Raw genomic sequence first — 23,363 nt, forward strand, 5'->3', positions numbered from 1 at the left:
TCAGTTCTCCCCCGCGCCAACGGCGCTGCGACGCGACGGATCAATGTCCATCGGTTCGGCATTCACTGCTTGCTTACCCATGCGGCGCCCCAGGCGCGACAGATTGGCCAGCGCCAGCATCACCGCACCAACTACGGTCAGGAACACCCCGACGTCGAAGGCAATCGCACTTGCCACCTCGAACTTGCCGACGATCGGCCAGTGCAGATAGGTGAAGGCGCTGGTGAGGAACGGATAATCGAGCACCATTGCGGCAATCCCCGTCGCCGCGGCGATCAGCACGCCGGCGCCGATCATAGCGTGGTAATCCACGCGCATGCGCTGGGCTGCCCAGCCATAGCCACTGGCCATGTACTGCAGAAGCAGCGCGATGGAGGCCACCAGACCGGCGATGAAACCGCCGCCCGGCGAGTTGTGACCGCGCAGGAAGATGTAGGCCGCCACCATCATGGCCAAGGGCAGCATGATGCGCGTCGCCACAACCATGATCATCGGGTGCCGATCCGCCGACGTGCGCATGTCCGGCGACCACGACGCCAGCTTGGCGCCGAGATCGCCGCGCATGACCCCGTCGAGCAGGGCAAAGATGGTCAACGCGGCAATGCCGAGCACGATGATCTCGCCGAAAGTGTCGAAACCGCGGAAGTCCACCAGGATGACGTTGACCACGTTGGTACCGCCACCGCCCGGCACCGACTGGTTCAGGTAATACGCGGACAGGCTTTCGTAGTTGCGCGACAGCACCGCCCACACCAGTCCGGCGATGCCCAGGCCCGCCACGCCGGCAATCGAGGCGTCACGCAGCTTGCGCCCGCCGCTGCTCTCGCGCGGAGTTTCTTTCGGCATGAAATACAGCGCCAGCAGGATCAGGATGACCGTGACCACCTCGACCGAAATCTGCGTCAGCGCCAGATCGGGAGCAGAGAAGTACAGGAAGCCGACCGACACGATCAGGCCCACCACACCAACCGACACCAGCGCCAGCATGCGGCGGTGATGCATGCTCACCGTGGCGATGCAGCAGCCCACCAGCAGCAACCAGCCCACCACGGCCGCAGGGGCAATCGCCAGCGGCTCGCGCGTGCCGGAGCCATGCTCATGCGTAAAGAACGTGATGGCTCCCACCGCCACCGTGCCGACCAACATGAACGCCGCGTACCGCTGCAGCGAACCGTTGTGCAAGCCATGCACTGCGCGCTGGCTGATGCGCACCAAAGCATTGAGGCCGGCAAAGAACATGGCCTTGGCGTCCGGGTGCGGGCCAGCCTGCCAGATGGCACGGACGTTGGTATAACGCCAGAGGGCAAACAGACCGATGCTTACCGCCGCCATCGACATGAACAGCGCAGGCGTGAAACCGTGCCAGATCGCGAGGTAGAAATCAGGTACCGGACCACCGATTACCGCAGCCGAGGTCACCCGCACCAACGGCCCCGCAATGGTTTCGGGGAATAAGCCGACCAGCACCACTAGGACCACCAGCAGCATCGGCGGCAGCGACATGCCCATCGGAGGGTCATGTGGCTTGCTCGGGTAATCGTCGCGCTTCGGCCCGAAGAAGACATGCACGATGTAGCGGAAGGAATAGGCCACCGAGAACACCGCACCCAGCGTGGCGAACAGCGGAATCACCCAGCCCTGTCCCAGCCAACTGGCCTTCCAGGCCTCATCGAGCATCATCTCTTTCGACAGGAAGCCGTTGAGCAGCGGCAGGCCCGCCATTGATGCGGCGGCGATTATCGCCAGCGTGCCGGACAGCGGCATCAGCAGCATCAAGCCACCCAGCCGCTTGATGTCACGCGTCCCCGTCTCGTGGTCGATGATGCCGGTGTTCATGAACAACGCCGCCTTGAAGGTGGCGTGGTTGAGAATGTGGAATACGCCGGCCACCGCAGCCATCGGCGTGGCCAGGCCGAACAGGAAAGTCACCAGCCCCAGATGGCTGACCGTCGAAAACGCCAGCAGACCTTTCAGGTCATCCTTGAACAAGGCGATACCCGCGGCGATCACCATCGTCGCCAGCCCCGTCGTGGCAACCAGATAGAACCACCAGTCGGTACCGGCCAGCGCCGGCCACATACGCGCCAGCAGGAAAATGCCGGCCTTCACCATGGTCGCCGAGTGCAGATAGGCCGAAACCGGTGTCGGCGCGGCCATGGCATGCGGCAGCCAGAAATGGAACGGGAACTGTGCGCTCTTCGTGAAGCAGCCGATCAGGATCAGGATCAGCGCCGGAACGTACAGCGGAGAGGCTTTGATGACATCGCCGTGCTGGAGGATCACCGTGAGGTCGTAGGAACCAACGATGTGTCCGAGGATCAACATGCCTGCAATCATGGCCAAGCCACCGCCGCCGGTGACGGCCAAAGCCATGCGGGCGCCCTGACGGCCTTCCGGCAAGTGCTTCCAGTAACCGATCAGCAGGAACGATGCGAGACTCGTCAGCTCCCAGAAGATCAGCAGCAACAGGATGTTGTCGGACAGCACGATGCCGACCATCGCCCCCTGGAAGAGCAGCAGATAGGTATAGAAGTTACCCATCGGGTCTTCCTTCGCGAGGTAGAACCGCGCGTAGGTGATGATCAGCAGGCCGATGCCGAGGATCAGGCCGGCGAACAGCAGGCCCAAACCGTCGAGAAAGAAATTGACGTTGAGCCCTAAGCCAGGCAGCCAATTCCAGCCGGCCTGAATGACCTCGCCACGGAACACCGCGGGGGCATGGGTCAACAGCAAGGCGAACGCCAACAGCGTCACGGATCCGGTCGCAATTGCACAGGCATTGCGACCGGCACGGATCATCAGTGCCGGCAATACCGCCCCGAGAAAGGGCAGCATCACGATCAAGGCAAGACTCATTGTTATGGTTTCCTGTCGTCCTCGTCCACAACCCCAGGCGCCGAAGCAAGCCCCAGGGCCTAGGGCGTCACCCAGCATGCAATGGCGGCCCCTCCTCAGACGGCCGCCAAGACGCGCGAAAGCGCTACTGCCAAACGGTGATGCGGAGCCGAATCCAGACTCAAAAAAACCCTGTTCCGACACCGGCCGGCGCAGGGTTCTGCGGTTCTTCTTTAACTTACTTGGATTCGGCAGGCCGTTAAAATACCCCAAGACCACCCTGCCGGGTCAAGTCAGTCGACCGCAACAAGATGACCTTGGTCAATTCCACGAGTCCCGCCCGACTTCCCTCAGGCGACGCGGTTGCGCGGCACCCCGGCCACAAAGGCTTCGATGTTGTCGATGACCTGATCGGCCAGCGCCCGCATCGCGGTATCAGACGCCCACGCCATGTGCGGTGTCACGATCAGATTGGGAATGTCCGTTGCCAGCAGCGGGTTACCGTCCGTCGGCGGTTCCTTCGAGAGCACGTCCACGCCTGCGCCGGCAATCGTCCCTGCGCGCAGCGCATCGGCCAGCGCCTGCTCGTCGACGAGGCCACCGCGCGAGGTATTCACCAGCACCGCTGTGGGCTTCATCATCTCCAGCTCTGCTTTGCCGATCATGCCGCGCGTGCTTTCATTGAGCGGGCAATGCATGGAGATCACGTCGGCTTCTCGGATGACCCGCTCAAAGGCTGTGTAGCCCTCGCGCACTTCGTTGGCGCCCCGACGTTCGGCGGACAGGATGCGCATGCCGAAGGCCGAAGCCAGCCGAGCCACGCCCTGCCCGAGGCTGCCGCTGCCGAACAGACCCAGCGTTGCACCGTGCAGATCGCCCACCGGATGTCCGAACAGACAGAAATTACCGCTCTTGGCCCACAAGCCGTTCTTCACGTCGTCGTTGTAGGCCAGCAGACTGCGACGCAGCGCCATCATCAGCAGGATGGCGTGCTCGGGCACGGTATTGACGGCGTAGCCGCGCACGTTCGACACCACGATGCCACGGTCCTTGCAGGCCGCGAGATCAATGTTGTCGGTGCCGGTCGCCGCCACGGAAACCATCTTGAGATCGGGCAGGCGCTCTAGGTCGGCGCGAGTAAGCCTGACCTTGTTGACGACAGCCACCTGCGCGCCTTGCAGACGCTCAAGCACGCGGTCGGCCGAAGTCAGCGGATACTCGATCCACTCATGTGCAATCGAAGGCGTTCGAAAACTCACGGCGACGGATTCGCCCTCGAGATTCACGATGCGGATGCTCATTGTCTGTTCTCCGTAGGGTGACTGCTGCGATCCGGCATGGTACCGGCGCATAACGGTCGCGGCACCTCGCAATATCCCCTAGCGCGCCGGCCCGCCACCCGTGAAGCTACGCAACCCTGTTTCACTAGGCGAAACGCAGCGCCTTGGTTACACTCCGGACAGGCTGATTCCAACGGTATCGCTGTGACCCAAGCTGCGGAAAACAAGAACCCCATCCAGGTGATCGAGCGCATGATGACGCTGCTCGACGTACTTGCTGCGCACCCGGATCCGGTCCCGCTCAAGCAGATCGCGCTCGAAAGCGGTCTGCACCCCTCGACAGCGCACCGCATTCTCGGCGCCATGGGGCAAAGCGGCTTCGTGGAGCGCGGTGATGGCGGCACCTACCGCCTCGGCATCCGCCTGCTCGAACTCGGGAACATCGTGAAATCGCGCATCTCGCTACGCGACACCGCCATGCCCTTCATGCTCAAGCTGCACGCCGAAACCGGCGAGAGCGTGAACCTCGGCATGCGCGACGGTGACGACATGGTGTATGTCGAGCGCACCTCGAGCGGGCGCTCGTCGGTGCGCGTGGTGCACATCGTCGGCGCACGTGCGCCGCTGCACACCACGGCCTCGGGCAAACTCTTCCTGATCGAAGACGGGCGCGACAAGGTGCGCGAATACGCCAAACGCACCGGCCTCCCCGGCAGCACCCCCGCCTCGATCACAAACCTCGACAAACTCGAACGCGAACTCGCCGAAGCCCGTCGCCACGACGTGGCCTTCGACCTCGACGAAGTCGAACTCGGCGTGCGCTGCATTGCCGCCGGCATCCGCGACGACAGCGGCGAACTGGTCGCCGGGCTGTCGCTGTCCACACCCTCCGAGCGCTTCAAACGTGACTGGGCGCCGCTGGTACGCAGCACCGCGCAGGAAATCTCGCGGGCGCTGGGCTTCAGCGAGCCCGCCGCCCAGCGTCGCTGAGCGGCGCAGCACGCATCAGGCGCGGCCTGATGCGTCGGCCGCTTCCAAGACCTTCAGCAAACTCGACGTGTCGTCGTAGCCCCACCCCTGATTCATCAGCGCGTTGAGCTGCTGCCAAGTCTGTGCGGCAATCGGCAGCGGCGCACCGATCTTCACCGCCTCGTCGAGCAGAATGCCGAAATCCTTGTGGTGCAGCCGCGCCTGGATACCGGCCGAGAAATCACGCTTTACCATGCGTTCGCCCATCACCTCCATCACGCGCGAAGCCGCCGAGCCGCCCATCAGCGCCGTACGCACGGCGGCGAGATCGACATCGTGGGCACGCGCCAGATGCATGGCTTCGGCGCAGGCCTGCAAGGCGCACACCATCACCATCTGGTTGCACGCCTTGGCCACTTGCCCGGCGCCAGGATCACCGACGCGCACGATGGTCTTGCCCATGCAGGCAAACAAGGGGCGCACGCGCTCGAACACCTCTTCCCGTGCACCCGCCATGATGGCCAGCGTGCCAGCCACCGCCGCCTGCTCGCCCCCCGACACCGGCGCATCCACCCACTCCACGCCTTTCTCGGCATAGCGGCATGCAAACGCCCGCGCCGCATCCGGCGCGATGGTGCTCATGTCGATGTGCACCGCACCCGACTTGAACCCCGCCGCCAACCCGTGCTCGCCGAAGGCCACGCCTTCTACGTCCTTGCTGTTGGTGATGATGGTGATCACCACATCGCACGCGGCCGCCAGCGCCGCCGGCGTGTCGTAGGCGGTGGCGCCTTGCTCGAGCAGGGGCGCCAGCGATTCCGGGCGACGCGCCCACACGCCCAGGGCATGCCCACCGCGCATCAAGTGCTCCGCCATCGGGCGCCCCATCACGCCCAGTCCGATGAATCCGACGCGCATCACCCTTCTCCCCCGCTCATGCGTTCAAACAGTTTGAGCATGGCCACCGAATCCTCTTCGCCGAGGCCACTGCCGACCATCGCGTTGTACAACTGGGCCGCCGCCGCCGCGGTGGGCAATTGCAGACCGAGGCGATGCGCCTCTTCCAGCACGATGCGCATGTCTTTCTGATGCATCCACGACTTGAAGCCGGGCTCGAAATCGCGCTTCACCATGCGCCCGCCATGCACGTCGAGAATGCGCGAGGCAGCAAAACCGCCCAGCAACACTTCACGCACGGCACCGGCATCCACGCCGCTCTTGCGGGCGAAGTTGATGGCCTCGGCCACCGCTGCCACACCCACGCCGGTGACGATCTGGTTGCAGGCCTTGGCTACCTGGCCTGCGCCGTTGCCACCGATGTGCGAGATGGTCTTGCCCATGGCCTCGAACAGCGGCTTGACGCATTCGAAGGCCGAAGCGTCACCGCCGACCATGATGGTCAGCGCAGCGTTGATGGCGCCGGGCTCACCGCCCGACACCGGCGCATCCAACATGGTCACGCTGCGCTCGGCGAGGCGCCGCGCCATCGACTGCGTGAGCTCGGGCGAAATGGTGCTCATGTCGATGTGGATCAGGCCCGGCCGCGCGCCGTCGGCAATGCCGTCCGGCCCGAGCGCGACGCGCTCGACGTCCGGCCCGTCACCGACCACCGTGATGACCACATCGACCGCCCCGGCCACGTCGGCAGCGCTGCTGCCCGCCGTCGCACCGGCATCCAGCAGCGGCTGCATGGCCTCAGGGCGGCGCGCCCACACGCGCAGGGAATGCCCCGCGCGCAACAGGTTGAGCGCCATCGGACGCCCCATCAGGCCCAGCCCGATGAATCCCACGTTCATTGAACACCTCCGGAAAACACACGCCCGGCGAAAACCGGGCGCAGATCGCTATACGGCTTCACGGCGACGACGGATAATCGCCCCATGAACTTCGCCCCAATCATCAAGGAAATCGGTCGCGGCGCCAAGGGCGCGCGATCGCTCGACGTTGCCACCGCTGAAACGCTGTTCGGCGCCATGCTGGACGGCACCGTGCCCGAGCTCGAACTCGGCGCGGTGATCATCGCCCTGCGCGTGAAAAGCGAATCGCTCGACGAGTTGCTCGGCTTCAAACACGCCATGGATGCGCGCGGCGCTCACGTGAAGGTGCCCGACGGACCGCGCTGCGTGGTGCTGCCGACCTACAACGGCGCACGCCGTCAGGCCAACCTCATGCCGCTGCTGGCGCATTTGATTGCGCGCGAAGGCGTGCCGGTATTGATTCAGGGGCGCCACGATTTCGACAGCCGCACCAGCCCTTTCGAATTGCTCGCGGCCTTGGGCATCGAAGCCGCCGCCAGCGTTGAGCAGGCCGAAACCCAGATGGCCGAGGGCCGCATCGCCTGTCTGCAACTCGAACGTCTGCTGCCCGGCCTCGCCAGTCTGCTGTCGCTGCGCTTGCGCTTCGGCGTGCGCGGCAGCGGCCACACCATGGCCAAGCTGCTCGACCCCTGCCCGACGCGCAGCGTGCGCGTGGTGTCGGTGACGCACCCGGAGTACCTCGAACGCATGAACGACTTCCTGCGTGCCGACGGTGGCGTGGCCATGCTGCTGCGCGGCACCGAGGGCGAGGCGTTTGCCAACCCGCGCAGGCGACCGCGCATGGAGGCGTTCGTGAATGGCACGGCCAGCGAAGCCTGGCCGGCAGAGGAAGGAGGTGCCCCGCCGCTCGCAGGGCTGCCGGACGTGCCCGGCGTGGCCGACAATGCCGCGCTCATTCGCGACATGCTCGACGGCCGGGTGGCAATACCGCAACCAGTGCAGGATCAGGCAAAGACGCTGGTGGAGCTGGCCAAGGCACCGTAGGTCCGATTCAACGCGCCACGGCCTTACAACCGCGCATGCCCCGCGTCAGGCCGCGTGGAATTTACCCGCGCGAAAATCCTCGACCGCCTGCCGGATCTCATCCACGGTATTCATCACGAACGGCCCGTGCTGCACGATGGGCTCGCCCAGCGGCCGCCCGGCAATCAGCAAGGCACGCGCCGGTTTGTCGCCCGTTTGCAGCCGCACGCCGTCGGATTCGGGTGCATTGTCGAGAATCGCCATGCGACCGGCAGCAATGCGCTTGCCACCCACCTCGAGCTCGCCGCGATACACATAGATGAAGGCATTGTGCTGCGCCGCCAGTGCGTGCTCGAAAACCGTGCCGGCGGGCAAGGCAATGTCGGCGTACAAGGGCGCGGTCACGTCGCGCGTCATCGCGCCTTCGACACCGTGGCTGCGCCCGGCCACCAACTTCACCACAACACCGGACGAAGTGACGAAGGCCGGAATATCCGCTGATTTCAGATCCTGATAGCCCGGCTCGCACATCTTGTCGCGCGCCGGCAGGTTCAGCCACAACTGAAAACCCTCCATCAAACCGTCTTCCTGCTCGGGCAACTCCGAATGCACCAGCCCGCGGCCAGCCGTCATCCATTGCACCCCGCCGTTCTCCAGCAGGCCTTCGTTGCCGCCGCTGTCGCGGTGGCGCAAGCGGCCGGCAATCATGTAGGTGACGGTTTCGAAGCCGCGATGCGGGTGATCGGGAAAGCCGCCGATGTAGTCATCCGGGTCGTCGCTGCGGAACGCGTCGAGCATCAGAAAGGGGTCGAGGCGTTGCTGCAGGTCGTCGGTGAGCACGCGGGTGAGCTTGACGCCGGCACCGTCGGAGGTGGTGACGCCGACCACCAGACGCTCGACACCGCGCGGGCGCTCTACACGCTCGTCGCTCGCGGCCTCGCGATTCGGCGTGATGGCTTCGATCTCGCTGTAGCGCTCGGCCTCACTCTGACCGAACATCAGACGTTTGAACGTATCGGCAAAACCCCGGTTTGTCGTGCTCATCGTTTTTCCGCACTCAGGCGAGCGCGGCCTCCAGTTGAAGCTCCGCATCGGCGAAGGCTTTTTCCACGGCCTCGGGCCCCATGCCCAGACCTTCAGCGTAGACGAAACGCACGTCGGTCATGCCGAGGAAGCCCAGCACCATTTTCAGATACGGCACTTGGGTATCACCCTCGGTGTCGCGATAGAAGCCGCCACGCGTCAGCGCAACGTACACCGTCTTGCCCTTGAGCAGGCCTTCTGGCCCGTTCTCGGTGTACTGAAAGGTCACCTTGGCGCGCGCGATGGCGTCCACCCAGTTCTTGAGTTGGGACGAAATCGTGAAGTTGTACATCGGCACGCCGATCACCAGCACATCGGCGGCCTGCACCTCGGCTATCAGTGCATCATCCAACGCAACGCGGGCCGCCTGCTCGGCCGTGCGCTGCTCGGCCGGCGTGAACAGCGCATTCAACGCTGCCTCATCCAGCACCGGATGCGGCGTCACGGCCAGATCGCGCACCTTGAGCTCAGCCTTCGGCTGCCGCCCTTTCAAGCGCTCGACCATGCGGCAGGCAAGACGGGTGGATTGGGAGCCCTCGCTGCGGGCGCTGGTGTTGATCTGCAGAATGTTCATGGCCTTCTCCGTCAGGAGTGAGTGGGATGAAAGCCATGTTATTCGAACGCATCGAGCGCATTAACGGGCAATACTGGATATGATTGTTCCCATCATGGAACAATCCAACGCCATCGACCCGACGGACCTGCTCATCTTTGCCCACATCGTGGACTCGGGCAGCTTCACGCGCGCGGCGGCGCAACTTGGCCTGCCCAAATCCACCGTGTCGCGCAAACTCACGCAACTGGAGGAGCGACTGGGCGAGCGCCTTTTGCAGCGCACCACGCGCAAACTCACATTGACCGACTTCGGTCACAGCATCGTCACGCATGCCCGTCAGATCGCGGCGGAGGTCGATGCAGCCAATGCGCTGGCCGAACACCGGCAGGCCCGCCCCACTGGCCGCCTGCGCGTATCGATGCCGGCGGACCTGGCCGACGTTCTGCTGCACGACGTGCTGGCGCGCTACGTCGAGCTCTACCCCGAGGTGTCTCTGGACCTCGACCTTTCCCCGCGCCGGGTGGATCTTATCGGCGAGAACTTCGATCTGGCCCTGCGCTTCGGTGACATGCCGGACGACGCCACGCTGGCGGCGCGCGCGCTGGGGCGCTCCGTCCTCGGCGCCTATGCCTCGCCGGACTACCTGATCCGCCATGGACATCCGCGCATCCCGGAAGAACTCAGCCAGCATGACGCGCTGTGTCTGGTTGGGCGCGACGGCATGGCTCGGCCATGGGCCTTGTCGAACGGCAAGCGCAGCGTGCTGGTGCCGCCGCGCGTGCGCGTCACCGCCAACTCACCCAAGCTGTTGGCAGCGTTGGCGTGCGAGGGCAAAGGCATCACGCTGCTACCCTACAATTACCCGGCACAGGCCATCCGCGAGGGCCGACTGACCCGCGTGTTGCCCGACTGGCACATGGACGGCGGTCAAGGCTGGGCCGTTTTCCCCAGCCGCCGGCTGATCCCGCCTCGAACGCGCGCCTTCATTGATCTGCTCGTCGAGCACCCGTCCATGTTCGGCTGAAATGCTCGCGCAGCGCACGCGCTCCGCTGGCAATACCCTACAATCAGCCCTCGATTCACGTGAAGCCAACGCCATGCCCAGCCTCACTCCGCGCCAACTTTTCTTCGCACTTTTTGTCGTTTGCAGCACCCTGCTGGGGTTCGGCATGTACTTGCAGCACGTGGTCGGCCTGGAGCCTTGTCCAATGTGCATCATGCAGCGCTACGCTTTCGTGGCAGTGGCCTTGATTGCCTTGCTCGCGGCGCTGCACGGGCCACACCGGGCCGGCACGGTGACCTACGGTCTGCTCACGCTGATTTCGGCACTGGCCGGCGGCGCGGTGGCAGCACAACAGACGCGGCTGCAACTCGCCCCTCCGTCACTCGAAGAATGCGGGCCGGGCTTCGAGTATCTGGTGGAGAACTTCGGGCTGGCAGAAGCACTGCCGATGATGTTCCGCGGCTCGGGCGACTGCTCGGTGATCGACTGGAGTTTTCTGGGCCTGACCATCGCCAACTGGTCACTGCTGTGTTTTGCATTGATCGCCATGCTGGCGTGCTGGCTGATTGCGCGGGGCGGCAAGCGCCGCTCATCCTTGTGGGACGTGCAGATCAGCCGATGATCTCGATGATTGCGCCGCCGATTTCATAAAGGCCCGACGCAACCTGATGGCAACGCCGCACCTCCACCCGCGCCACCAGCGGCGGACGCCCCAAGCCGCTTGCCGGGGCCGGCACTTCGACCACCAGCACCTCCGCTTCGCCGGGTACGTAGGCGGCACGCAGTGTCATGCCACCCACCGATATGTCCACGCATTCAGCGGGCATGCTTTCCCGCCCGTCGAACACCAGGCGTGCGGCCGAACCCATGGTGAGCCGGCGATGGATACGGCGATCAAGCGGAGGGGTTGTGGACATGATTCAGACCTGCATGCAGTGACACCATTCTAGCTACCGCGCGCAGGGAACGGCGCGCACGACGCTACACAGTGGCGCCCTGTATTGCATACGCCGCCATCGCGGCAATGACGCTGTCGGTCTCGCCGACGGCCGACAGCAAATTGATCTGGCACTGAGGGTGCAAGGCTGCGGCCTGCTCCAACAGTTCCGGCAAATCTTTCTTCACGTGCCCGCCCTGCGCCAAGAACATCGGCACGACGGTAATGCGCTGCATGCCGGCACGCGCCAGCGCATCAATGGCTTCCACCAGCCCTGGTTGCATGAACTCGAGAAACGCCAACTCCACCGGCGTGTCGGGTGCGGCGACGCCAACCGCCTCACGCACGCGCTGCATCGGGCGTGCCCATTCGGGGTCTCTCGCGCCGTGACCGAACAGGACGATGCCGCTCTGATTCATTGCTGTCCATCTCCATTCAATGCCGCCTTGGCAAGCACTTCAAGGGCCTGTGAAGCCGCGAATAATCCGAAGCTTGCCGTCACCACCATGCTCGATCCATAGCCCGCACACGCCAGGCCCATCGGGCCGGCCTCGCATACCGTATCGGGCAACTCAAGCGGCTCATCGGAATACACCGCCGAAATACCGAAACGCCGCCGCGGATCCCGCGAAAATCCGTGCTCTGCACGCAGACGCTTGCGTAGTTTGGCGAGCAGCGGATCTTGCTCGGTGCGCGTCAGATCGTCGACGCGAATGCGGGTTGGGTCGGCTTTACCCCCTGCTCCACCACACACGACCAAGGCTACGCCGGCATCCCGGCAAGCCAGCACCAGCGCCGTCTTGGCGCGTACGTTGTCGATGGCATCAATGACCACATCGCAGCCGTCGATGAGCGCAGCGGCGTTGTCTGCAGTGAGAAAATCCTCGATCGCTTCCACGTGCGCATTCGGATCGATGGCGGCGATCCGCTCGCGCATGGCGAGCACCTTGGCTTGCCCCAAAGTAGGCTCAAGCGCGTGAATCTGCCGGTTGATGTTGGATTCAGCGACGTGGTCGAGGTCAATCAGGCGCAACCGCCCCACCCCGCTGCGTGCCAAGGCCTCCGCTGCCCAAGACCCTACGCCGCCCACACCCACCACACAGGCCCGGGCACCGGCCAGTGCCGTCAGCACCCGCGAGCCATACAGGCGCGCAATTCCACCAAAGCGGCGCGCGCGATCGACTTCGTGGCTGTAGGCGGGGGCGAGGGCCTGCGGCTGGGTCACGCCGGCACCAGCTCCGGGCATTTGTCGAGCCACATGCCCAGGCCTTGAGCGTTCATGTCGAGATCCTGCCGCAACAGTTCGATGACCTCGTCCTCGCTCATCGGAGCACCTTGGCGCTCGACCTCGTCGCGCACGATCTGCTCCAACCCGGCCAGAATTTCGACGTGTCGCTTGAGACCATGGCCGCGTGCAGCACGCGCCACCGCAACTTGCGCATCGATCTGGCGATGCAGATCGGCCGCGATGCGCTCGACACCGGTCAGGCGGCTGTAATGCCCGAGATAGACCGCCTCGGGGCGCAGCGCCACAATGCGATCAATCGATTCGTGCATGGCCTCGGGATCGAACTCCGAAGGCATCGTGGAGGGGAACACGAACACGCGGCCGTCGCTGTCGAGCGCACGATACGACACGCCGAAGGTATCGCCGACGAAGCACGAACGAGCCAACTCGTCCCACAAAGCAATGTGATGGCGGGTATGCCCCGGCGTGTCGAGCACGCGGAAACTGCGATCAGCCAAGTGGATGCACAGGCCGTCTTCGGCCGCAATGACACGCGAAGCCTCGATCGGTACCGGCTCGCCGTAAAGCTCCAGGACACGATCCGACCCGTACACCTCGGCGTTCGCCCCCCACAGCCGGCTCGGGTCAACAAGATGACGCACGCCGCGCGGATGCACCACGGCCTTGGCATTGGGCAGCGCCCGCATCAGTGGACCGGCACCCGCAGCATGGTCCAGGTGAATGTGGGTCAGCACCAGCCAGTCCACATTGCCCGGCTCGATCGCAGCCGCTTCGAGAGCCGCCAACACGCGCTGTACCGAACTTGCCGTTCCAGCGTCGATAATGAGTGCGCGACCGCGGTGAATCACCACGTGTATGGCCGCAAGACCTTCCCGGCCGTAGCCGGCGTCGATCGCAAGAACCCCATCGGGGTGAGCGGTCACGAACTGCACATTATCTCCTCAGGGGCTACACGCCCTTTTTAGTCGCGGTATTGTATATGCCCTAAGGTTTTTCCCGACCTCGAACACATCTGCTCACATGATTTTCGATTTCGACCGCCAGATCGACCGAAGCGCACTCCCCGGAGAGAAATGGGGGCGCTTTTCCGGCCGCGACGTTCTGCCACTGTGGGTGGCCGACATGGACTTCGCGGCCCCCCCGGAAGTTCTCGCCGAACTCAAAAATCGCGTCGATCACGGCGTCTTCGGCTACACCTATGCATGGCCTTCGCTCACCAAGGCGGTCATCGCCGGCATCGAACGCGACCACGGCTGGCGCATCCAGCCCGACTGGCTCGTCTGGCTGCCCGGCGTGGTCACGGGGCTCAATCTGGCCTGCCGCGCCGGCGCCCCACCGGGCTCGAAGGTATTTACGGCGACGCCAGTGTATCCGCCCTTCCTCGCCACACCAGGCAACGGCGACTGCCAGCTCGTCACGGTACCGATGCAGGAGTGGAACGGCCGCTGGGAATGGGATCAGCCTGCCACCGAAGCGGCGCTCGATGAAAAAACCCGCCTGTTTCTGCTGTGCCACCCGCACAACCCCACCGGCAGGGTCTTCGATGCCGACGAATTGGCGTGGATCGTTACGCTCGCCGAGCGACACGACCTCATCCTCTGCTCCGACGAGATCCACTGCGGTCTCGTGCTCGACGAGAACCGCCCGCATCGACCCACCGCCTCTCTCTCCGCTGCAGCTGAGCGACGCACCATCACGCTGATGGCGCCCTCCAAAACCTGGAACATCCCCGGCCTGCATTGTTCGTTCGCCATCATTCCCGACGACGGCCTGCGCCGCCGCTTCACGCACGCCATGCGCGGCGTCGTGCCTACACCCAACGTACTCGGACTTGTCGCCACCGAAGCGGCCTACCGCCATGGCGACGTGTGGCGCCAGGCCTTGCTGACTTACCTGCGCGGCAACTGCGACCGGGTGATGCAGGAAGTCGCCGCCATGCCCGGACTGCGCACGACGCGTCCGGAAGCAACCTATCTGGCCTGGATCGACTGCCGTGATGCGGGGCTGGACGACCCAGCCGCATTCTTCGAAAACGCCGGAGTCGGCCTCTCCGACGGCACACCGTTCGGCATGCCCGGCTTCGTGCGCCTGAACTTCGGCTGCACCCGCGCTACCCTCGACGAGGCCTTGCGGCGCATGCGCGCAGCGCTGGGTTGAAAATGAAACGGCGCCCTCAAGGCGCCGTTTCATTTTCGCAGCCAAACCCCGATCAGAACGGAATGTCGTCGTCGAAGTTGCCGAAACCGCCACTGTCCGCCGGCTTCGAGGCGGCGGGCTGCGGTGCCGGGCGCTGCTGGCGCTGCGGCGGGGCATCGTCGTAGCCGCCCGAGTCCTGACGAGCCATCGGAGCATCGCCACCACCGGAACGACCGCCGAGCATCTTCATTTCGTCGGCACGAATCTCGGTGGTGTAGCGCTCCTGGCCGTCCTTGTCTTGCCACTTGCGCGTTTGCAGGCGACCTTCGATGTAGATCTGGCTGCCTTTGCGCAGGTATTGCGCAGCGATCTCGGCAAGTCGGCCGAACATCACCACGCGGTGCCATTCGGTGGCTTCGCGCTTCTCGCCGGTGGACTTGTCCTTCCAGGTGTCGGTCGTGGCGATGCGCAGGTTGCAGATCGCGTCGCCGGACGGTGCGTAGCGCGTTTCGGGATCGGCACCGAGGTTACCGATCAGGGTTACTTTGTTCAGGGATGCCATCCCGTCCTCCTGGTTCGTCGAATCAACCCGCGCGCACTGCAGGCTCAACCCTGCGAGGCGGCGGCGTCATGGTGAAAGCGAGTGCCAGCCAGATCAGCGCGATTACGGCGCAGACAAGATTGACCGCACCGGAACCGAAATGATGGGCGATCAAGCCGCCGAGCAAGCCCCCGAGAAAGAGGCCGGCAGACTGCAGCGTATTGTACACACCGAGCGCGGTTCCCTTCGATTGCGGCGGCGCGATGCGCGAAATCCACGAGGGCTGGGTGGCCTCAAGCACGTTGAAGGCGATGAAGAAGCCCGTCAGCCACAGCGCCAGGCTGAATACACCGTTACCCGCAAACATCAAACCCAGCTGCACGAGCACCAGCAGCATGATGGATGCATTAAACACAAGTTTCAACTTGCCGTGACGCTCGGCCAGGATGATGGCCGGCACCATGAACACGAACGACACCAACACGGCCGGCAGATAGACCTTCCAGTGCTCCACCAACGGCAGCCCCCCCGTGGTGACCAGCATTGCCGGCACCAGCACCCACATGGTGGTCTGGATCAGATGCAGGGCGAACACGCCGAAGTTGAGTCGCATCAGTTGCCCGTTGCGCAGCACTTCGCCAAAACTGCCTGCCGTGGGGCGCGGCACCGGCGGGGCGTCGGGCACCACCTTGAGGACCAGAAAGATTGCCCCAATGCCGAGAAGCGCCGTGAGCCAGAAAATGCCGCTCATGCCGATCGCGGCGTACAGCAGCGGCGCCGCCACCATCGAAAAGGCAAAAACCAGGCCGATGCTCGCCCCGATCATGGCCATGATTTTGGTGCGATGCTGATCTCGCGTGAGATCGGCCGCCAACGCCGTCACTGCCGCGGAGATTGCGCCCGCGCCCTGCAGCACGCGCCCGAGAATGACGACATGGATGTTCGGCGCCAGTGCAGCCACGGCACTGCCGAGAATGAACAACACCAAACCGAAGACGATCACCGGCTTACGACCGAAGCGGTCCGACGCTGCGCCGAACGCAATCTGCAGAAAGGCCTGCGTCAGCCCATAGGCACCGATTGCCAGACCGACCAGAGTCAGATCATCCCCGCCCGGGATCTGGTGCGCATGCACCGCAAACACCGGCAGGATCAGGAACAGTCCGAGCATGCGCAGCCCGAAGATGGCAGCCAGGCTCGCGCCGGCGCGTCGTTCTTCGACGGACATCTTGTCGTGCGCGGGAGTGCTCATGCGGGTAACGGAAGCTTCGGACGAAAGCCGCGATTCTAACAGCCGCGCGGCTAATCGCGGCATCGCCCCTGTCACACACGCAAGCCACTGAGGCCTCACAGGTTTGTGCCGGGCGCACCTTCTCTCGTATAGTGGCGTGTTAATCCAATCCAGCAGACGCCATGGACGAAATCCGCATCCGCGGTGCCCGCACGCACAACCTCCGCAACATCAACCTCGATCTGCCGCGCAATCGACTGACGGTGATTACCGGGCTGTCAGGTTCAGGCAAATCTTCGCTCGCGTTCGACACCTTGTACGCCGAGGGTCAGCGCCGCTACGTTGAATCGCTGTCGGCTTACGCTCGGCAGTTTCTGCAGTTGATGGAGAAGCCCGACGTCGACCTGATCGAGGGTCTTTCGCCCGCGATCTCCATCGAGCAGAAGGCCACCAGCCACAACCCGCGCTCGACGGTCGGCACCGTCACTGAGATCCACGACTACCTGCGTCTGCTGTATGCCCGCGCGGGCACGCCACACTGCCCCGACCACCCGGATCAGAAGCTTGAGGCTCAGACGATCTCGCAGATGGTCGACCACGTGTTGGCGCTGCCCGAAGACACCCGTCTGATGATCGTTGCGCCGGTGGTCTCCGGCCGCAAGGGCGAGCAAAGTGATCTGTTTGCCGAACTGCGCGCGCAGGGTTTCGTGCGTGTGCGTGTGGATGGCGAAGTGCATGATCTGGATTCACTGCCGGCGCTCGACAAGGCTCGCCGTCACACGGTTGAGGTCGTCATCGACCGTCTCAAGGTGCGCCCCGACCAACGTGGCCGCATTGCCGAATCCTTCGAGACCGCCTTGCTGCATGCGGAAGGCCGAGCCATTGCCGTCGAGCTCGACAGCGGCCGCGAGCACCTTTTCTCCGCCCGTTTTGCCTGCCCGATCTGCAGTTATGCGCTGGCCGAACTCGAGCCGCGCCTGTTCTCGTTCAACAACCCGGCTGGCGCCTGCACGACCTGCGACGGCCTGGGCCACGTGGAGTTCTTCGACCCGGCGCGCGTGGTTGCCCACCCGGAACTGTCTCTCTCATCGGGTGCGATTCGCGGCTGGGACCGGCGTAACCAGTTCTACTTCCAGATGCTCACCGGCCTCGCGGTGCATTACGAATTCGAGGTCGAGACGCCGTTTGGCGAATTGCCGGAGAACATCCAGCACATCGTGCTGCATGGTTCCGGCAACGAGAAGATCACGTTCCGCTACTTCTCCGACAGCGGCAAGATGGTGTCGAAAGAGCACCCTTTCGAAGGCATCATCCCCAACCTCGAACGTCGCTTCCGCGAAACCGACTCGCAAACCGTGCGGGAAGAACTCGCCAAGTACCGCGCGACGCACGCCTGCCCGGCCTGTGGCGGCTCGCGCTTGCGCAGTGAGGCCCGCCATGTGTTGATCGGAGACCAACCGATCAACCGTATCGCCGCCATGCCGCTGTCCGAGTGCCGCAATTTCTTCGACAGCCTGGCTCTGAGCGGCCAACGCGCGCTGGTGGCGGAGAAGATCGTCAGTGAAATCAGCAATCGCCTGGGCTTTCTGATCGACGTCGGGCTGGGCTACCTTTCGCTCGATCGCTCAGCCGACACCCTCTCCGGGGGCGAAGCCCAGCGCATCCGCCTTGCCAGCCAGATCGGCTCCGGCCTGACGGGCGTCATGTACGTACTCGACGAGCCGTCCATCGGCCTGCATCAGCGCGACAACGACCGCCTGCTCGATACCCTGCGCAAACTGCGCGACCTGGGCAACACCGTCATCGTGGTCGAACACGACGAAGACGCCATCCGGGCCGCGGACTACGTCGTCGACATGGGCCCGGGCGCAGGCGAACACGGCGGCAAGGTCATGGCCATGGGCTCGCCTGCCGACGTCATTGCCGACGAGGCGTCGCCCACCGGCGCCTACCTTTCCGGCCGGCGCAGCATCGCCATTCCCGAGCGGCGACAGCAGCCTGACCCGTCCCTCGCACTGCAGCTCACGGGCTGTCGCGGCCACAACCTGAAGAATGTCGATCTCGAGATCCCCTGCGGCTTGTTGACGTGCGTCACCGGCGTGTCGGGCTCGGGCAAATCGACCCTCATCAACGACACGCTGTATGCCATCGCCGCGCGTCACCTGTACGGCTCCAACACTGAGCCCGAGGCCTACGACAGCATCGAAGGGCTGGACCACTTCGACAAGGTCATCAGCGTCGATCAATCGCCCATCGGCCGAACGCCCCGCTCCAACCCGGCCACCTACACCGGGCTATTTACCCCCATCCGCGACTTGTTCTCGGGCGTGCCCGACTCACGTGCGCGCGGATATGGGCCGGGCCGCTTCTCGTTCAACGTCAAGGGCGGGCGCTGTGAAGCTTGCCAAGGGGACGGGCTGATCAAGGTCGAGATGCATTTCCTGCCCGACATGTACGTACCTTGCGACGTGTGCCACGGAAAACGCTACAACCGCGAAACACTCGAGATCCGCTACCGCGGCAAGAACATTCAGGAAGTGCTCGAGATGACGGTCGAGCAGGCACTCGAGTTCTTCACCGCAGTGCCCAGCATCGCCCGCAAGCTTGAAACCATGATGGATGTCGGCCTCGGCTACATCCGGCTGGGACAAAGCGCCACCACGCTATCCGGCGGGGAGGCGCAACGCGTGAAACTCGCGCTCGAGCTTTCCAAACGCGACACCGGCAGAACGCTCTACATCCTCGACGAGCCGACCACCGGCCTGCATTTCCATGACATAGAATTATTGCTCAGGGTGCTGCAACGCCTGCGCGACCACGGAAACACCGTAGTGGTTATCGAGCACAACCTCGATGTGATCAAGACGGCCGACTGGATCGTGGATCTCGGCCCGGAAGGCGGCGGCGGCGGCGGCACCATCGTCTGTCACGGCACGCCGGAGCACGTCGCCGAACACCCGGCGAGCCATACCGGGCGCTATCTCGCGCGTGCCTTGGCACAAAGCCGGGCGTTCCGCGAGGCCGCCGAGACGCGGTGATTCAGCGCATTGCGGGGGGAATCGAATGAACGGGGATTTGAATGATGCCGAAGCACGGTTCATGGAGCGCATCGAACGACGCGTGGAATTCCTCAAAACCTTGATTTCGGTACAACTCGGGCTGTATCTCCCGCCTGACGAGATGCAACGCCGGCATGCCATCGAGACCATCGTGCGCATGACGGCACGCCAGAGGGAATTACCCTATATCCGGCCGGAAACCATGCAGCACGCCACCGACATGCTCGCCGGACACTTCGAAAGCATGCAAAGACTGCTGCCCAACGACGTTCAATACCGTAATCGCGTTCGCAAGCACTGGTAAGCGCTCAGGCTTCCAGGGCGCACTCACGCAAGAGCTCCAGCGGCACGATTTCCAGCGCGGCACGATGCGTCGCCGCCAGAACCACTCCGGGCGCGGCGCCTGCGCGATACGCCTCCAGCCAGCGCGCGGCGCACAAGCACCAGCGGTCCCCCGGCCGCAAACCGGCAAAACGAAACTCGGGCCGCGGAGTGCTGAGATCATTACCCACCGAATACGAGTAATCGAGAAACTCGCGCGTCACTTTCACACACACCACGTGACGCCCGACATCCTCAGCACTCGTCTCGCAGCAGCCGGTGCGGAAAAAGCCCGTCAGTGGTGCGTAGCTGCAAGCCAACAACGGGCCGCCCAACACATTCAATTGCTCTTCGATTTGCGTATCACTCATGACACGTCCTCCCTGTCATTCACCATAGCCGTCCGGATTGGCCGCCTGCCAGCGCCATGCATCCCGACACATTTCATCCAGCCCGCGCTTCGCCCCCCACCCCAACAGGCGCGCAGCGCGCGAGGGGTCTGCCCAACATTCAGCGGCGTCCCCTGCACGCCGGGGAGCAAAACGGAAGGGGATGGGCTTCCCACTGGCTTTCTCGAAGGCTCGTACCAACTCGAGCACGCTGTAGCCTTGCCCCGTACCGAGGTTGATGCAGTTAAGCCCCTCAAGTTCGTTGAGTCTGCCCAAGGCCTTTACGTGCCCGTCCGCCAGATCCTGAACGTGAATATAGTCACGCACACCGGTACCGTCCGACGTCGGATAATCGTTGCCGAACACTTGCAGCTCTTGCAACCGCCCCACCGCGACCTGACTCAGATACGGCATCAGATTGTTCGGAATGCCGCTCGGGTCTTCTCCGATCGTACCGCTCGAATGCGCCCCGACGGGGTTGAAATAGCGCAGCACCACCACCGACCATCGCGGGTCAGCACGCACCACGTCGGCGAGCACCTGCTCCATCATCCATTTGGTCCAGCCGTACGGATTCTGCGGTGCAGTCGGCGCCGACTCCTGAAGCGGAACGCTCTCAGGGTCTCCATACACCGTAGCTGAAGAACTGAATACCAGCTTGCGCACGCAGGCCGCCTTCATGGCCCGCGCCACTGAAATCGTGCCACCGACGTTGTTGTCGTAATACTCAAGAGGGTTCGCTACAGACTCACCGACGGCTTTCAACGCGGCGAAGTGCACCACAGCATCCACCGAATGCGCCTCAAACACCTCCAGCAGGGCAGCACCGTCACGAACATCGATGCGATGAAACCCCTTCAAACTGCGCCCGGCGATAGCCTCGACGCGCTTCAACGCCAAGACGCGCGAATTGCACAGGTTATCCACCACGACCACTTCATGACCTGCTTCAAGCAAAGCAACGCAGGTATGGGAACCGATGTAACCGGCACCGCCGGTCACCAGCACACAAGCCATTCAGGCCTCCGTAGAATATGCGCAGGGGGCGAGTCGCCCCGCACTTCGCATCAAGGATACCAGCCATGCCGCGCGGTCGAAATTCACCCCAAGCGACTGAACACAACACTTCTGAAACCTCCATCCGCATCGATAAATGGCTGTGGGCCGCGCGCTTCTACAAAACCAGAAGTCTCGCCACTGAGGCAATCGACGCCGGCCATGTGAAGGTCAACGAACAACGTTACAAACCGGGGCGGTTAATTCGCGTCGGCGACATCGTTCAGATCAATCGCAGCGGAGATGAGCGTGAGCTGGTGGTCCAGGCATTGAGCCTGCGTCGCGGGCCGGCCAGCGAAGCTCAAGGCCTGTACGAAGAAACGCCGCTCAGCATTGAAAGGCGTGCCGCTGCAGCGGCCTTGCGTGATTTGGCGCCCTCCCCCGATGGCACCGGGCGCCCGACAAAGCGTGACAGGCGCAACCTGCAGCGCTTGAGAGAAAGCAGCTAAAACAAAAGGGGCCCGCAGGCCCCTTTTTCAAACAGCGAGAAAACGGATCAAGCCGCTTCCTTGGCTTCCACCTGCGCTTCATCGCCTTCCGGACGATCAAGCAATTCGATCAGCGCCATCGGTGCATTGTCACCGTCGCGGAAACCGAACTTCAGAATGCGCAGGTAGCCACCATTGCGTTCGGCGAAACGCGGGCCCAGCTCGTTGAAGAGCTTGACGACCATGTCGCGGTCGCGCAGGCGGTTGAAAGCGAGGCGGCGGTTTGCCACCGTCGGCTTCTTGCCCAGCGTGATCAGCGGTTCAACGACGCGGCGCAGCTCTTTTGCTTTCGGCAGGGTCGTTTTGATGACCTCGTGCTGAAGCAGCGCGTTGGCCATATTGCGGAACATCGCCTGGCGGTGGCTGCTGGTCCGATTCAGCTTGCGAAGACCGTTGCGGTGACGCATTTTCTCTTACCTCATTCGACGCGCTTAACCGAGCTTCTCAAGCCCGGCCGGCGGCCAGTTTTCAAGTTTCATGCCAAGCGTCAGACCACGGGTGGCCAACACTTCCTTGATTTCATTCAGCGACTTGCGACCCAGATTCGGGGTCTTCAGCAGCTCGGTTTCGGTGCGCTGGATCAGATCACCGATGTAGTAAATGTTTTCAGCCTTCAAGCAGTTGGCCGAACGCACCGTCAACTCGAGATCGTCGACCGGACGCAGCAGCACCGGATCGATGGTCACGCTTTCGACTCGCTCTTCAACCGGCTCGGTGCCTTCCAGCTCTGCAAACACCGACAACTGATCCATCAACACGCGCGCGGCATAGCGGATGGCTTCTTCCGGATCTACCGCACCGTTGGTCTCGATATCGATCACCAGACGGTCAAGGTCGGTACGCTGCTCGACACGAGCGCTCTCAACCATGTAGCTGACGCGACGCACCGGGCTGAACGAGGCGTCCAGCATGATGCGACCGATCGTCTTGTTCTCGGTATTCTCGGGACGAACGTTCGACGGCTCGTAACCACGGCCTTGCTGAACACGGATTTCCATGTCGAGCTTGCCGCCCGGCGCCAGGTGAGCGATCACGTGATCCGGGTTGATGATCTCGACGTCGTGACCGATCTCGAGATCAGCAGCCGTAACGACACCTTCGCCGTTCTTCGTCAGACGCAGCGTAGCCTCCGAGCGGTTGTGCAACTTCAGCACAACACCCTTCAGGTTCAGCAGGACGTCAACGATGTCTTCACGCACGCCATCCAGCGTGGAGTACTCATGGAGCACGCCTTCGATGGTGACTTCCGTCGGGGCGCTACCCGGCAGCGAAGACAGCAGAATGCGACGAAGCGCATTGCCCAGCGTATGACCGAAGCCACGCTCGAACGGCTCCATCGTGACACGCGCTTGCACCGGCGAGATGTTCTGCACGTCGATGATGCGCGGTTTCAGCAGTGCATTGCTTTGCATCAGCAGTTCCTCGGGCCTTATGTCCTAGGGCTAACCGG

General features: G+C 63.6%; 24 protein-coding genes. 8 read left to right on the forward strand and 16 right to left on the reverse strand.

The window, feature by feature from the left end:
* Nucleotides 1-2,856 carry a monovalent cation/H+ antiporter subunit A gene (locus AC6H0W_RS14335; RefSeq protein ID WP_497577874.1) on the reverse strand — a complete coding sequence of 952 codons (2,856 nt, stop codon included), beginning with the start codon at nucleotides 2,854-2,856 and terminating at the stop codon, nucleotides 1-3.
* 329 nt (nucleotides 2,857-3,185) lie between these two features.
* On the reverse strand, nucleotides 3,186-4,136 hold the full coding sequence (locus tag AC6H0W_RS14340) for a D-2-hydroxyacid dehydrogenase (RefSeq protein WP_497577875.1): 951 nt from the start codon (nucleotides 4,134-4,136) through the stop codon (nucleotides 3,186-3,188).
* 231 nt (nucleotides 4,137-4,367) lie between these two features.
* Here AC6H0W_RS14340 and AC6H0W_RS14345 point away from each other — a divergent pair, with 231 nt between their 5' ends.
* Complete coding sequence (locus tag AC6H0W_RS14345; protein WP_497577923.1) at nucleotides 4,368-5,105, forward strand: IclR family transcriptional regulator; 738 nt, start codon at nucleotides 4,368-4,370, stop codon at nucleotides 5,103-5,105.
* A 15-nt stretch (nucleotides 5,106-5,120) separates the two neighbouring features.
* Here the strand turns inward: AC6H0W_RS14345 and AC6H0W_RS14350 are convergent, their stop codons facing one another.
* Together AC6H0W_RS14350 and AC6H0W_RS14355 are read right to left on the reverse strand one after the other, a co-directional pair.
* Nucleotides 5,121-6,002 carry an NAD(P)-dependent oxidoreductase gene (locus AC6H0W_RS14350; RefSeq protein WP_497577876.1) on the reverse strand — a complete coding sequence of 294 codons (882 nt, stop codon included), beginning with the start codon at nucleotides 6,000-6,002 and terminating at the stop codon, nucleotides 5,121-5,123.
* Nucleotides 6,002-6,880, reverse strand: a complete 879-nt coding sequence (locus AC6H0W_RS14355) for a 2-hydroxy-3-oxopropionate reductase (RefSeq protein WP_497577877.1) — start codon at nucleotides 6,878-6,880, stop codon at nucleotides 6,002-6,004. Before AC6H0W_RS14355 ends, AC6H0W_RS14350 begins: the two co-directional genes overlap by 1 nt.
* Nucleotides 6,881-6,964: 84 nt before the next feature.
* Between AC6H0W_RS14355 and ybiB the strand changes: the two genes are divergently transcribed.
* Nucleotides 6,965-7,885: a DNA-binding protein YbiB gene (ybiB, locus tag AC6H0W_RS14360; RefSeq protein ID WP_497577878.1), complete on the forward strand. Its 921-nt coding sequence runs from the start codon at nucleotides 6,965-6,967 to the stop codon at nucleotides 7,883-7,885.
* Nucleotides 7,886-7,930: 45 nt separating this feature from the next.
* Here ybiB and AC6H0W_RS14365 read toward each other — a convergent pair whose 3' ends face one another.
* Nucleotides 7,931-8,908, reverse strand: a complete 978-nt coding sequence (locus tag AC6H0W_RS14365) for a pirin family protein (protein WP_497577879.1) — start codon at nucleotides 8,906-8,908, stop codon at nucleotides 7,931-7,933.
* 13 nt (nucleotides 8,909-8,921) lie between these two features.
* Nucleotides 8,922-9,521: an FMN-dependent NADH-azoreductase gene (locus AC6H0W_RS14370; protein WP_497577880.1), complete on the reverse strand. Its 600-nt coding sequence runs from the start codon at nucleotides 9,519-9,521 to the stop codon at nucleotides 8,922-8,924.
* A 94-nt stretch (nucleotides 9,522-9,615) separates the two neighbouring features.
* On the opposite strand from AC6H0W_RS14370, the gene AC6H0W_RS14375 reads away from it, so the two are divergent.
* Nucleotides 9,616-10,527 (forward strand): LysR family transcriptional regulator, encoded by a 912-nt coding sequence (locus AC6H0W_RS14375; RefSeq protein WP_497577881.1) that lies wholly within the window; start codon nucleotides 9,616-9,618, stop codon nucleotides 10,525-10,527.
* A 73-nt stretch (nucleotides 10,528-10,600) separates the two neighbouring features.
* Entirely contained in the window at nucleotides 10,601-11,128 is a 528-nt protein-coding gene (locus AC6H0W_RS14380) for a disulfide bond formation protein B (protein WP_497577882.1), read from the forward strand.
* On the opposite strand, the gene AC6H0W_RS14385 is transcribed toward AC6H0W_RS14380, so the two are convergent.
* The 4 genes from AC6H0W_RS14385 to AC6H0W_RS14400 all read right to left on the reverse strand — a co-directional run bounded on the left by AC6H0W_RS14385 (nucleotide 11,118) and on the right by AC6H0W_RS14400 (nucleotide 13,624).
* The gene (locus AC6H0W_RS14385; RefSeq protein ID WP_497577883.1) at nucleotides 11,118-11,423 is read right to left on the reverse strand and encodes a PilZ domain-containing protein; all 306 of its coding nucleotides are present in this window, start codon (nucleotides 11,421-11,423) and stop codon (nucleotides 11,118-11,120) included. The genes AC6H0W_RS14380 and AC6H0W_RS14385 overlap by 11 nt on opposite strands.
* A gap of 64 nt (nucleotides 11,424-11,487) precedes the next feature.
* Nucleotides 11,488-11,862, reverse strand: coding sequence for a sirohydrochlorin chelatase (locus tag AC6H0W_RS14390; RefSeq protein WP_497577884.1), 375 nt, complete (start codon nucleotides 11,860-11,862; stop codon nucleotides 11,488-11,490).
* Nucleotides 11,859-12,668 (reverse strand): tRNA threonylcarbamoyladenosine dehydratase, encoded by an 810-nt coding sequence (locus AC6H0W_RS14395; RefSeq protein WP_497577885.1) that lies wholly within the window; start codon nucleotides 12,666-12,668, stop codon nucleotides 11,859-11,861. The genes AC6H0W_RS14390 and AC6H0W_RS14395 overlap by 4 nt, the downstream gene beginning before the upstream one ends.
* A complete protein-coding gene (locus AC6H0W_RS14400; protein WP_497577886.1) occupies nucleotides 12,665-13,624 on the reverse strand; it encodes an MBL fold metallo-hydrolase in 960 nt (319 codons plus the stop codon). Before AC6H0W_RS14400 ends, AC6H0W_RS14395 begins: the two co-directional genes overlap by 4 nt.
* Before the next feature lie 88 nt (nucleotides 13,625-13,712).
* Between AC6H0W_RS14400 and AC6H0W_RS14405 the strand changes: the two genes are divergently transcribed.
* Entirely contained in the window at nucleotides 13,713-14,849 is a 1,137-nt protein-coding gene (locus AC6H0W_RS14405) for a MalY/PatB family protein (protein WP_497577887.1), read from the forward strand.
* A gap of 52 nt (nucleotides 14,850-14,901) precedes the next feature.
* On the opposite strand, the gene ssb is transcribed toward AC6H0W_RS14405, so the two are convergent.
* Together ssb and AC6H0W_RS14415 are read right to left on the reverse strand one after the other, a co-directional pair.
* Nucleotides 14,902-15,390, reverse strand: coding sequence for a single-stranded DNA-binding protein (ssb, locus tag AC6H0W_RS14410; RefSeq protein WP_497577888.1), 489 nt, complete (start codon nucleotides 15,388-15,390; stop codon nucleotides 14,902-14,904).
* A 22-nt stretch (nucleotides 15,391-15,412) separates the two neighbouring features.
* Nucleotides 15,413-16,621 (reverse strand): MFS transporter, encoded by a 1,209-nt coding sequence (locus AC6H0W_RS14415; protein ID WP_497577889.1) that lies wholly within the window; start codon nucleotides 16,619-16,621, stop codon nucleotides 15,413-15,415.
* Between the two features lie 161 nt (nucleotides 16,622-16,782).
* On the opposite strand from AC6H0W_RS14415, the gene uvrA reads away from it, so the two are divergent.
* Both uvrA and AC6H0W_RS14425 read left to right on the forward strand, forming a co-directional pair.
* Nucleotides 16,783-19,638, forward strand: a complete 2,856-nt coding sequence (uvrA, locus tag AC6H0W_RS14420; protein ID WP_497577890.1) for an excinuclease ABC subunit UvrA — start codon at nucleotides 16,783-16,785, stop codon at nucleotides 19,636-19,638.
* Between the two features lie 25 nt (nucleotides 19,639-19,663).
* Nucleotides 19,664-19,963, forward strand: a complete 300-nt coding sequence (locus AC6H0W_RS14425) for a hypothetical protein (RefSeq protein WP_497577891.1) — start codon at nucleotides 19,664-19,666, stop codon at nucleotides 19,961-19,963.
* Between the two features lie 4 nt (nucleotides 19,964-19,967).
* Here AC6H0W_RS14425 and AC6H0W_RS14430 read toward each other — a convergent pair whose 3' ends face one another.
* On the reverse strand, nucleotides 19,968-20,351 hold the full coding sequence (locus AC6H0W_RS14430; RefSeq protein WP_497577892.1) for a DUF2237 family protein: 384 nt from the start codon (nucleotides 20,349-20,351) through the stop codon (nucleotides 19,968-19,970).
* Between the two features lie 15 nt (nucleotides 20,352-20,366).
* The gene (gene galE, locus AC6H0W_RS14435; protein WP_497577893.1) at nucleotides 20,367-21,386 is read right to left on the reverse strand and encodes a UDP-glucose 4-epimerase GalE; all 1,020 of its coding nucleotides are present in this window, start codon (nucleotides 21,384-21,386) and stop codon (nucleotides 20,367-20,369) included.
* Between the two features lie 65 nt (nucleotides 21,387-21,451).
* Between galE and AC6H0W_RS14440 the strand changes: the two genes are divergently transcribed.
* Nucleotides 21,452-21,874, forward strand: a complete 423-nt coding sequence (locus AC6H0W_RS14440) for an RNA-binding S4 domain-containing protein (RefSeq protein WP_497577894.1) — start codon at nucleotides 21,452-21,454, stop codon at nucleotides 21,872-21,874.
* 47 nt (nucleotides 21,875-21,921) lie between these two features.
* Here the strand turns inward: AC6H0W_RS14440 and rplQ are convergent, their stop codons facing one another.
* Together rplQ and AC6H0W_RS14450 are read right to left on the reverse strand one after the other, a co-directional pair.
* Nucleotides 21,922-22,320: a 50S ribosomal protein L17 gene (gene rplQ, locus AC6H0W_RS14445; RefSeq protein ID WP_497577895.1), complete on the reverse strand. Its 399-nt coding sequence runs from the start codon at nucleotides 22,318-22,320 to the stop codon at nucleotides 21,922-21,924.
* A 24-nt stretch (nucleotides 22,321-22,344) separates the two neighbouring features.
* Entirely contained in the window at nucleotides 22,345-23,325 is a 981-nt protein-coding gene (locus tag AC6H0W_RS14450; RefSeq protein ID WP_497577896.1) for a DNA-directed RNA polymerase subunit alpha, read from the reverse strand.
* Between the last annotated feature and the right edge of the window lie 38 nt (nucleotides 23,326-23,363).

Source organism: Pseudazoarcus sp. NS20 (genome assembly GCF_059703745.1).

Bases quoted from the DNA above. Each gene is read 5' to 3' on its own strand.
- AC6H0W_RS14335 (WP_497577874.1), bottom strand. From the start codon at position 2,856: ATGAGTCTTGCCTTGATCGTGATGCTGCCCTTTCTCGGGGCGGTATTG.
- AC6H0W_RS14340 (WP_497577875.1), bottom strand. From the start codon at position 4,136: ATGAGCATCCGCATCGTGAATCTCGAGGGCGAATCCGTCGCCGTGAGT.
- AC6H0W_RS14345 (WP_497577923.1), top strand. From the start codon at position 4,368: ATGATGACGCTGCTCGACGTACTTGCTGCGCACCCGGATCCGGTCCCG.
- AC6H0W_RS14350 (WP_497577876.1), bottom strand. From the start codon at position 6,002: ATGCGCGTCGGATTCATCGGACTGGGCGTGATGGGGCGCCCGATGGCG.
- AC6H0W_RS14355 (WP_497577877.1), bottom strand. From the start codon at position 6,880: ATGAACGTGGGATTCATCGGGCTGGGCCTGATGGGGCGTCCGATGGCG.
- ybiB (WP_497577878.1), top strand. From the start codon at position 6,965: ATGAACTTCGCCCCAATCATCAAGGAAATCGGTCGCGGCGCCAAGGGC.
- AC6H0W_RS14365 (WP_497577879.1), bottom strand. From the start codon at position 8,908: ATGAGCACGACAAACCGGGGTTTTGCCGATACGTTCAAACGTCTGATG.
- AC6H0W_RS14370 (WP_497577880.1), bottom strand. From the start codon at position 9,521: ATGAACATTCTGCAGATCAACACCAGCGCCCGCAGCGAGGGCTCCCAA.
- AC6H0W_RS14375 (WP_497577881.1), top strand. From the start codon at position 9,616: ATGGAACAATCCAACGCCATCGACCCGACGGACCTGCTCATCTTTGCC.
- AC6H0W_RS14380 (WP_497577882.1), top strand. From the start codon at position 10,601: ATGCCCAGCCTCACTCCGCGCCAACTTTTCTTCGCACTTTTTGTCGTT.
- AC6H0W_RS14385 (WP_497577883.1), bottom strand. From the start codon at position 11,423: ATGTCCACAACCCCTCCGCTTGATCGCCGTATCCATCGCCGGCTCACC.
- AC6H0W_RS14390 (WP_497577884.1), bottom strand. From the start codon at position 11,862: ATGAATCAGAGCGGCATCGTCCTGTTCGGTCACGGCGCGAGAGACCCC.
- AC6H0W_RS14405 (WP_497577887.1), top strand. From the start codon at position 13,713: ATGATTTTCGATTTCGACCGCCAGATCGACCGAAGCGCACTCCCCGGA.
- ssb (WP_497577888.1), bottom strand. From the start codon at position 15,390: ATGGCATCCCTGAACAAAGTAACCCTGATCGGTAACCTCGGTGCCGAT.
- AC6H0W_RS14415 (WP_497577889.1), bottom strand. From the start codon at position 16,621: ATGAGCACTCCCGCGCACGACAAGATGTCCGTCGAAGAACGACGCGCC.
- uvrA (WP_497577890.1), top strand. From the start codon at position 16,783: ATGGACGAAATCCGCATCCGCGGTGCCCGCACGCACAACCTCCGCAAC.
- AC6H0W_RS14425 (WP_497577891.1), top strand. From the start codon at position 19,664: ATGAACGGGGATTTGAATGATGCCGAAGCACGGTTCATGGAGCGCATC.
- AC6H0W_RS14430 (WP_497577892.1), bottom strand. From the start codon at position 20,351: ATGAGTGATACGCAAATCGAAGAGCAATTGAATGTGTTGGGCGGCCCG.
- galE (WP_497577893.1), bottom strand. From the start codon at position 21,386: ATGGCTTGTGTGCTGGTGACCGGCGGTGCCGGTTACATCGGTTCCCAT.
- AC6H0W_RS14440 (WP_497577894.1), top strand. From the start codon at position 21,452: ATGCCGCGCGGTCGAAATTCACCCCAAGCGACTGAACACAACACTTCT.
- rplQ (WP_497577895.1), bottom strand. From the start codon at position 22,320: ATGCGTCACCGCAACGGTCTTCGCAAGCTGAATCGGACCAGCAGCCAC.
- AC6H0W_RS14450 (WP_497577896.1), bottom strand. From the start codon at position 23,325: ATGCAAAGCAATGCACTGCTGAAACCGCGCATCATCGACGTGCAGAAC.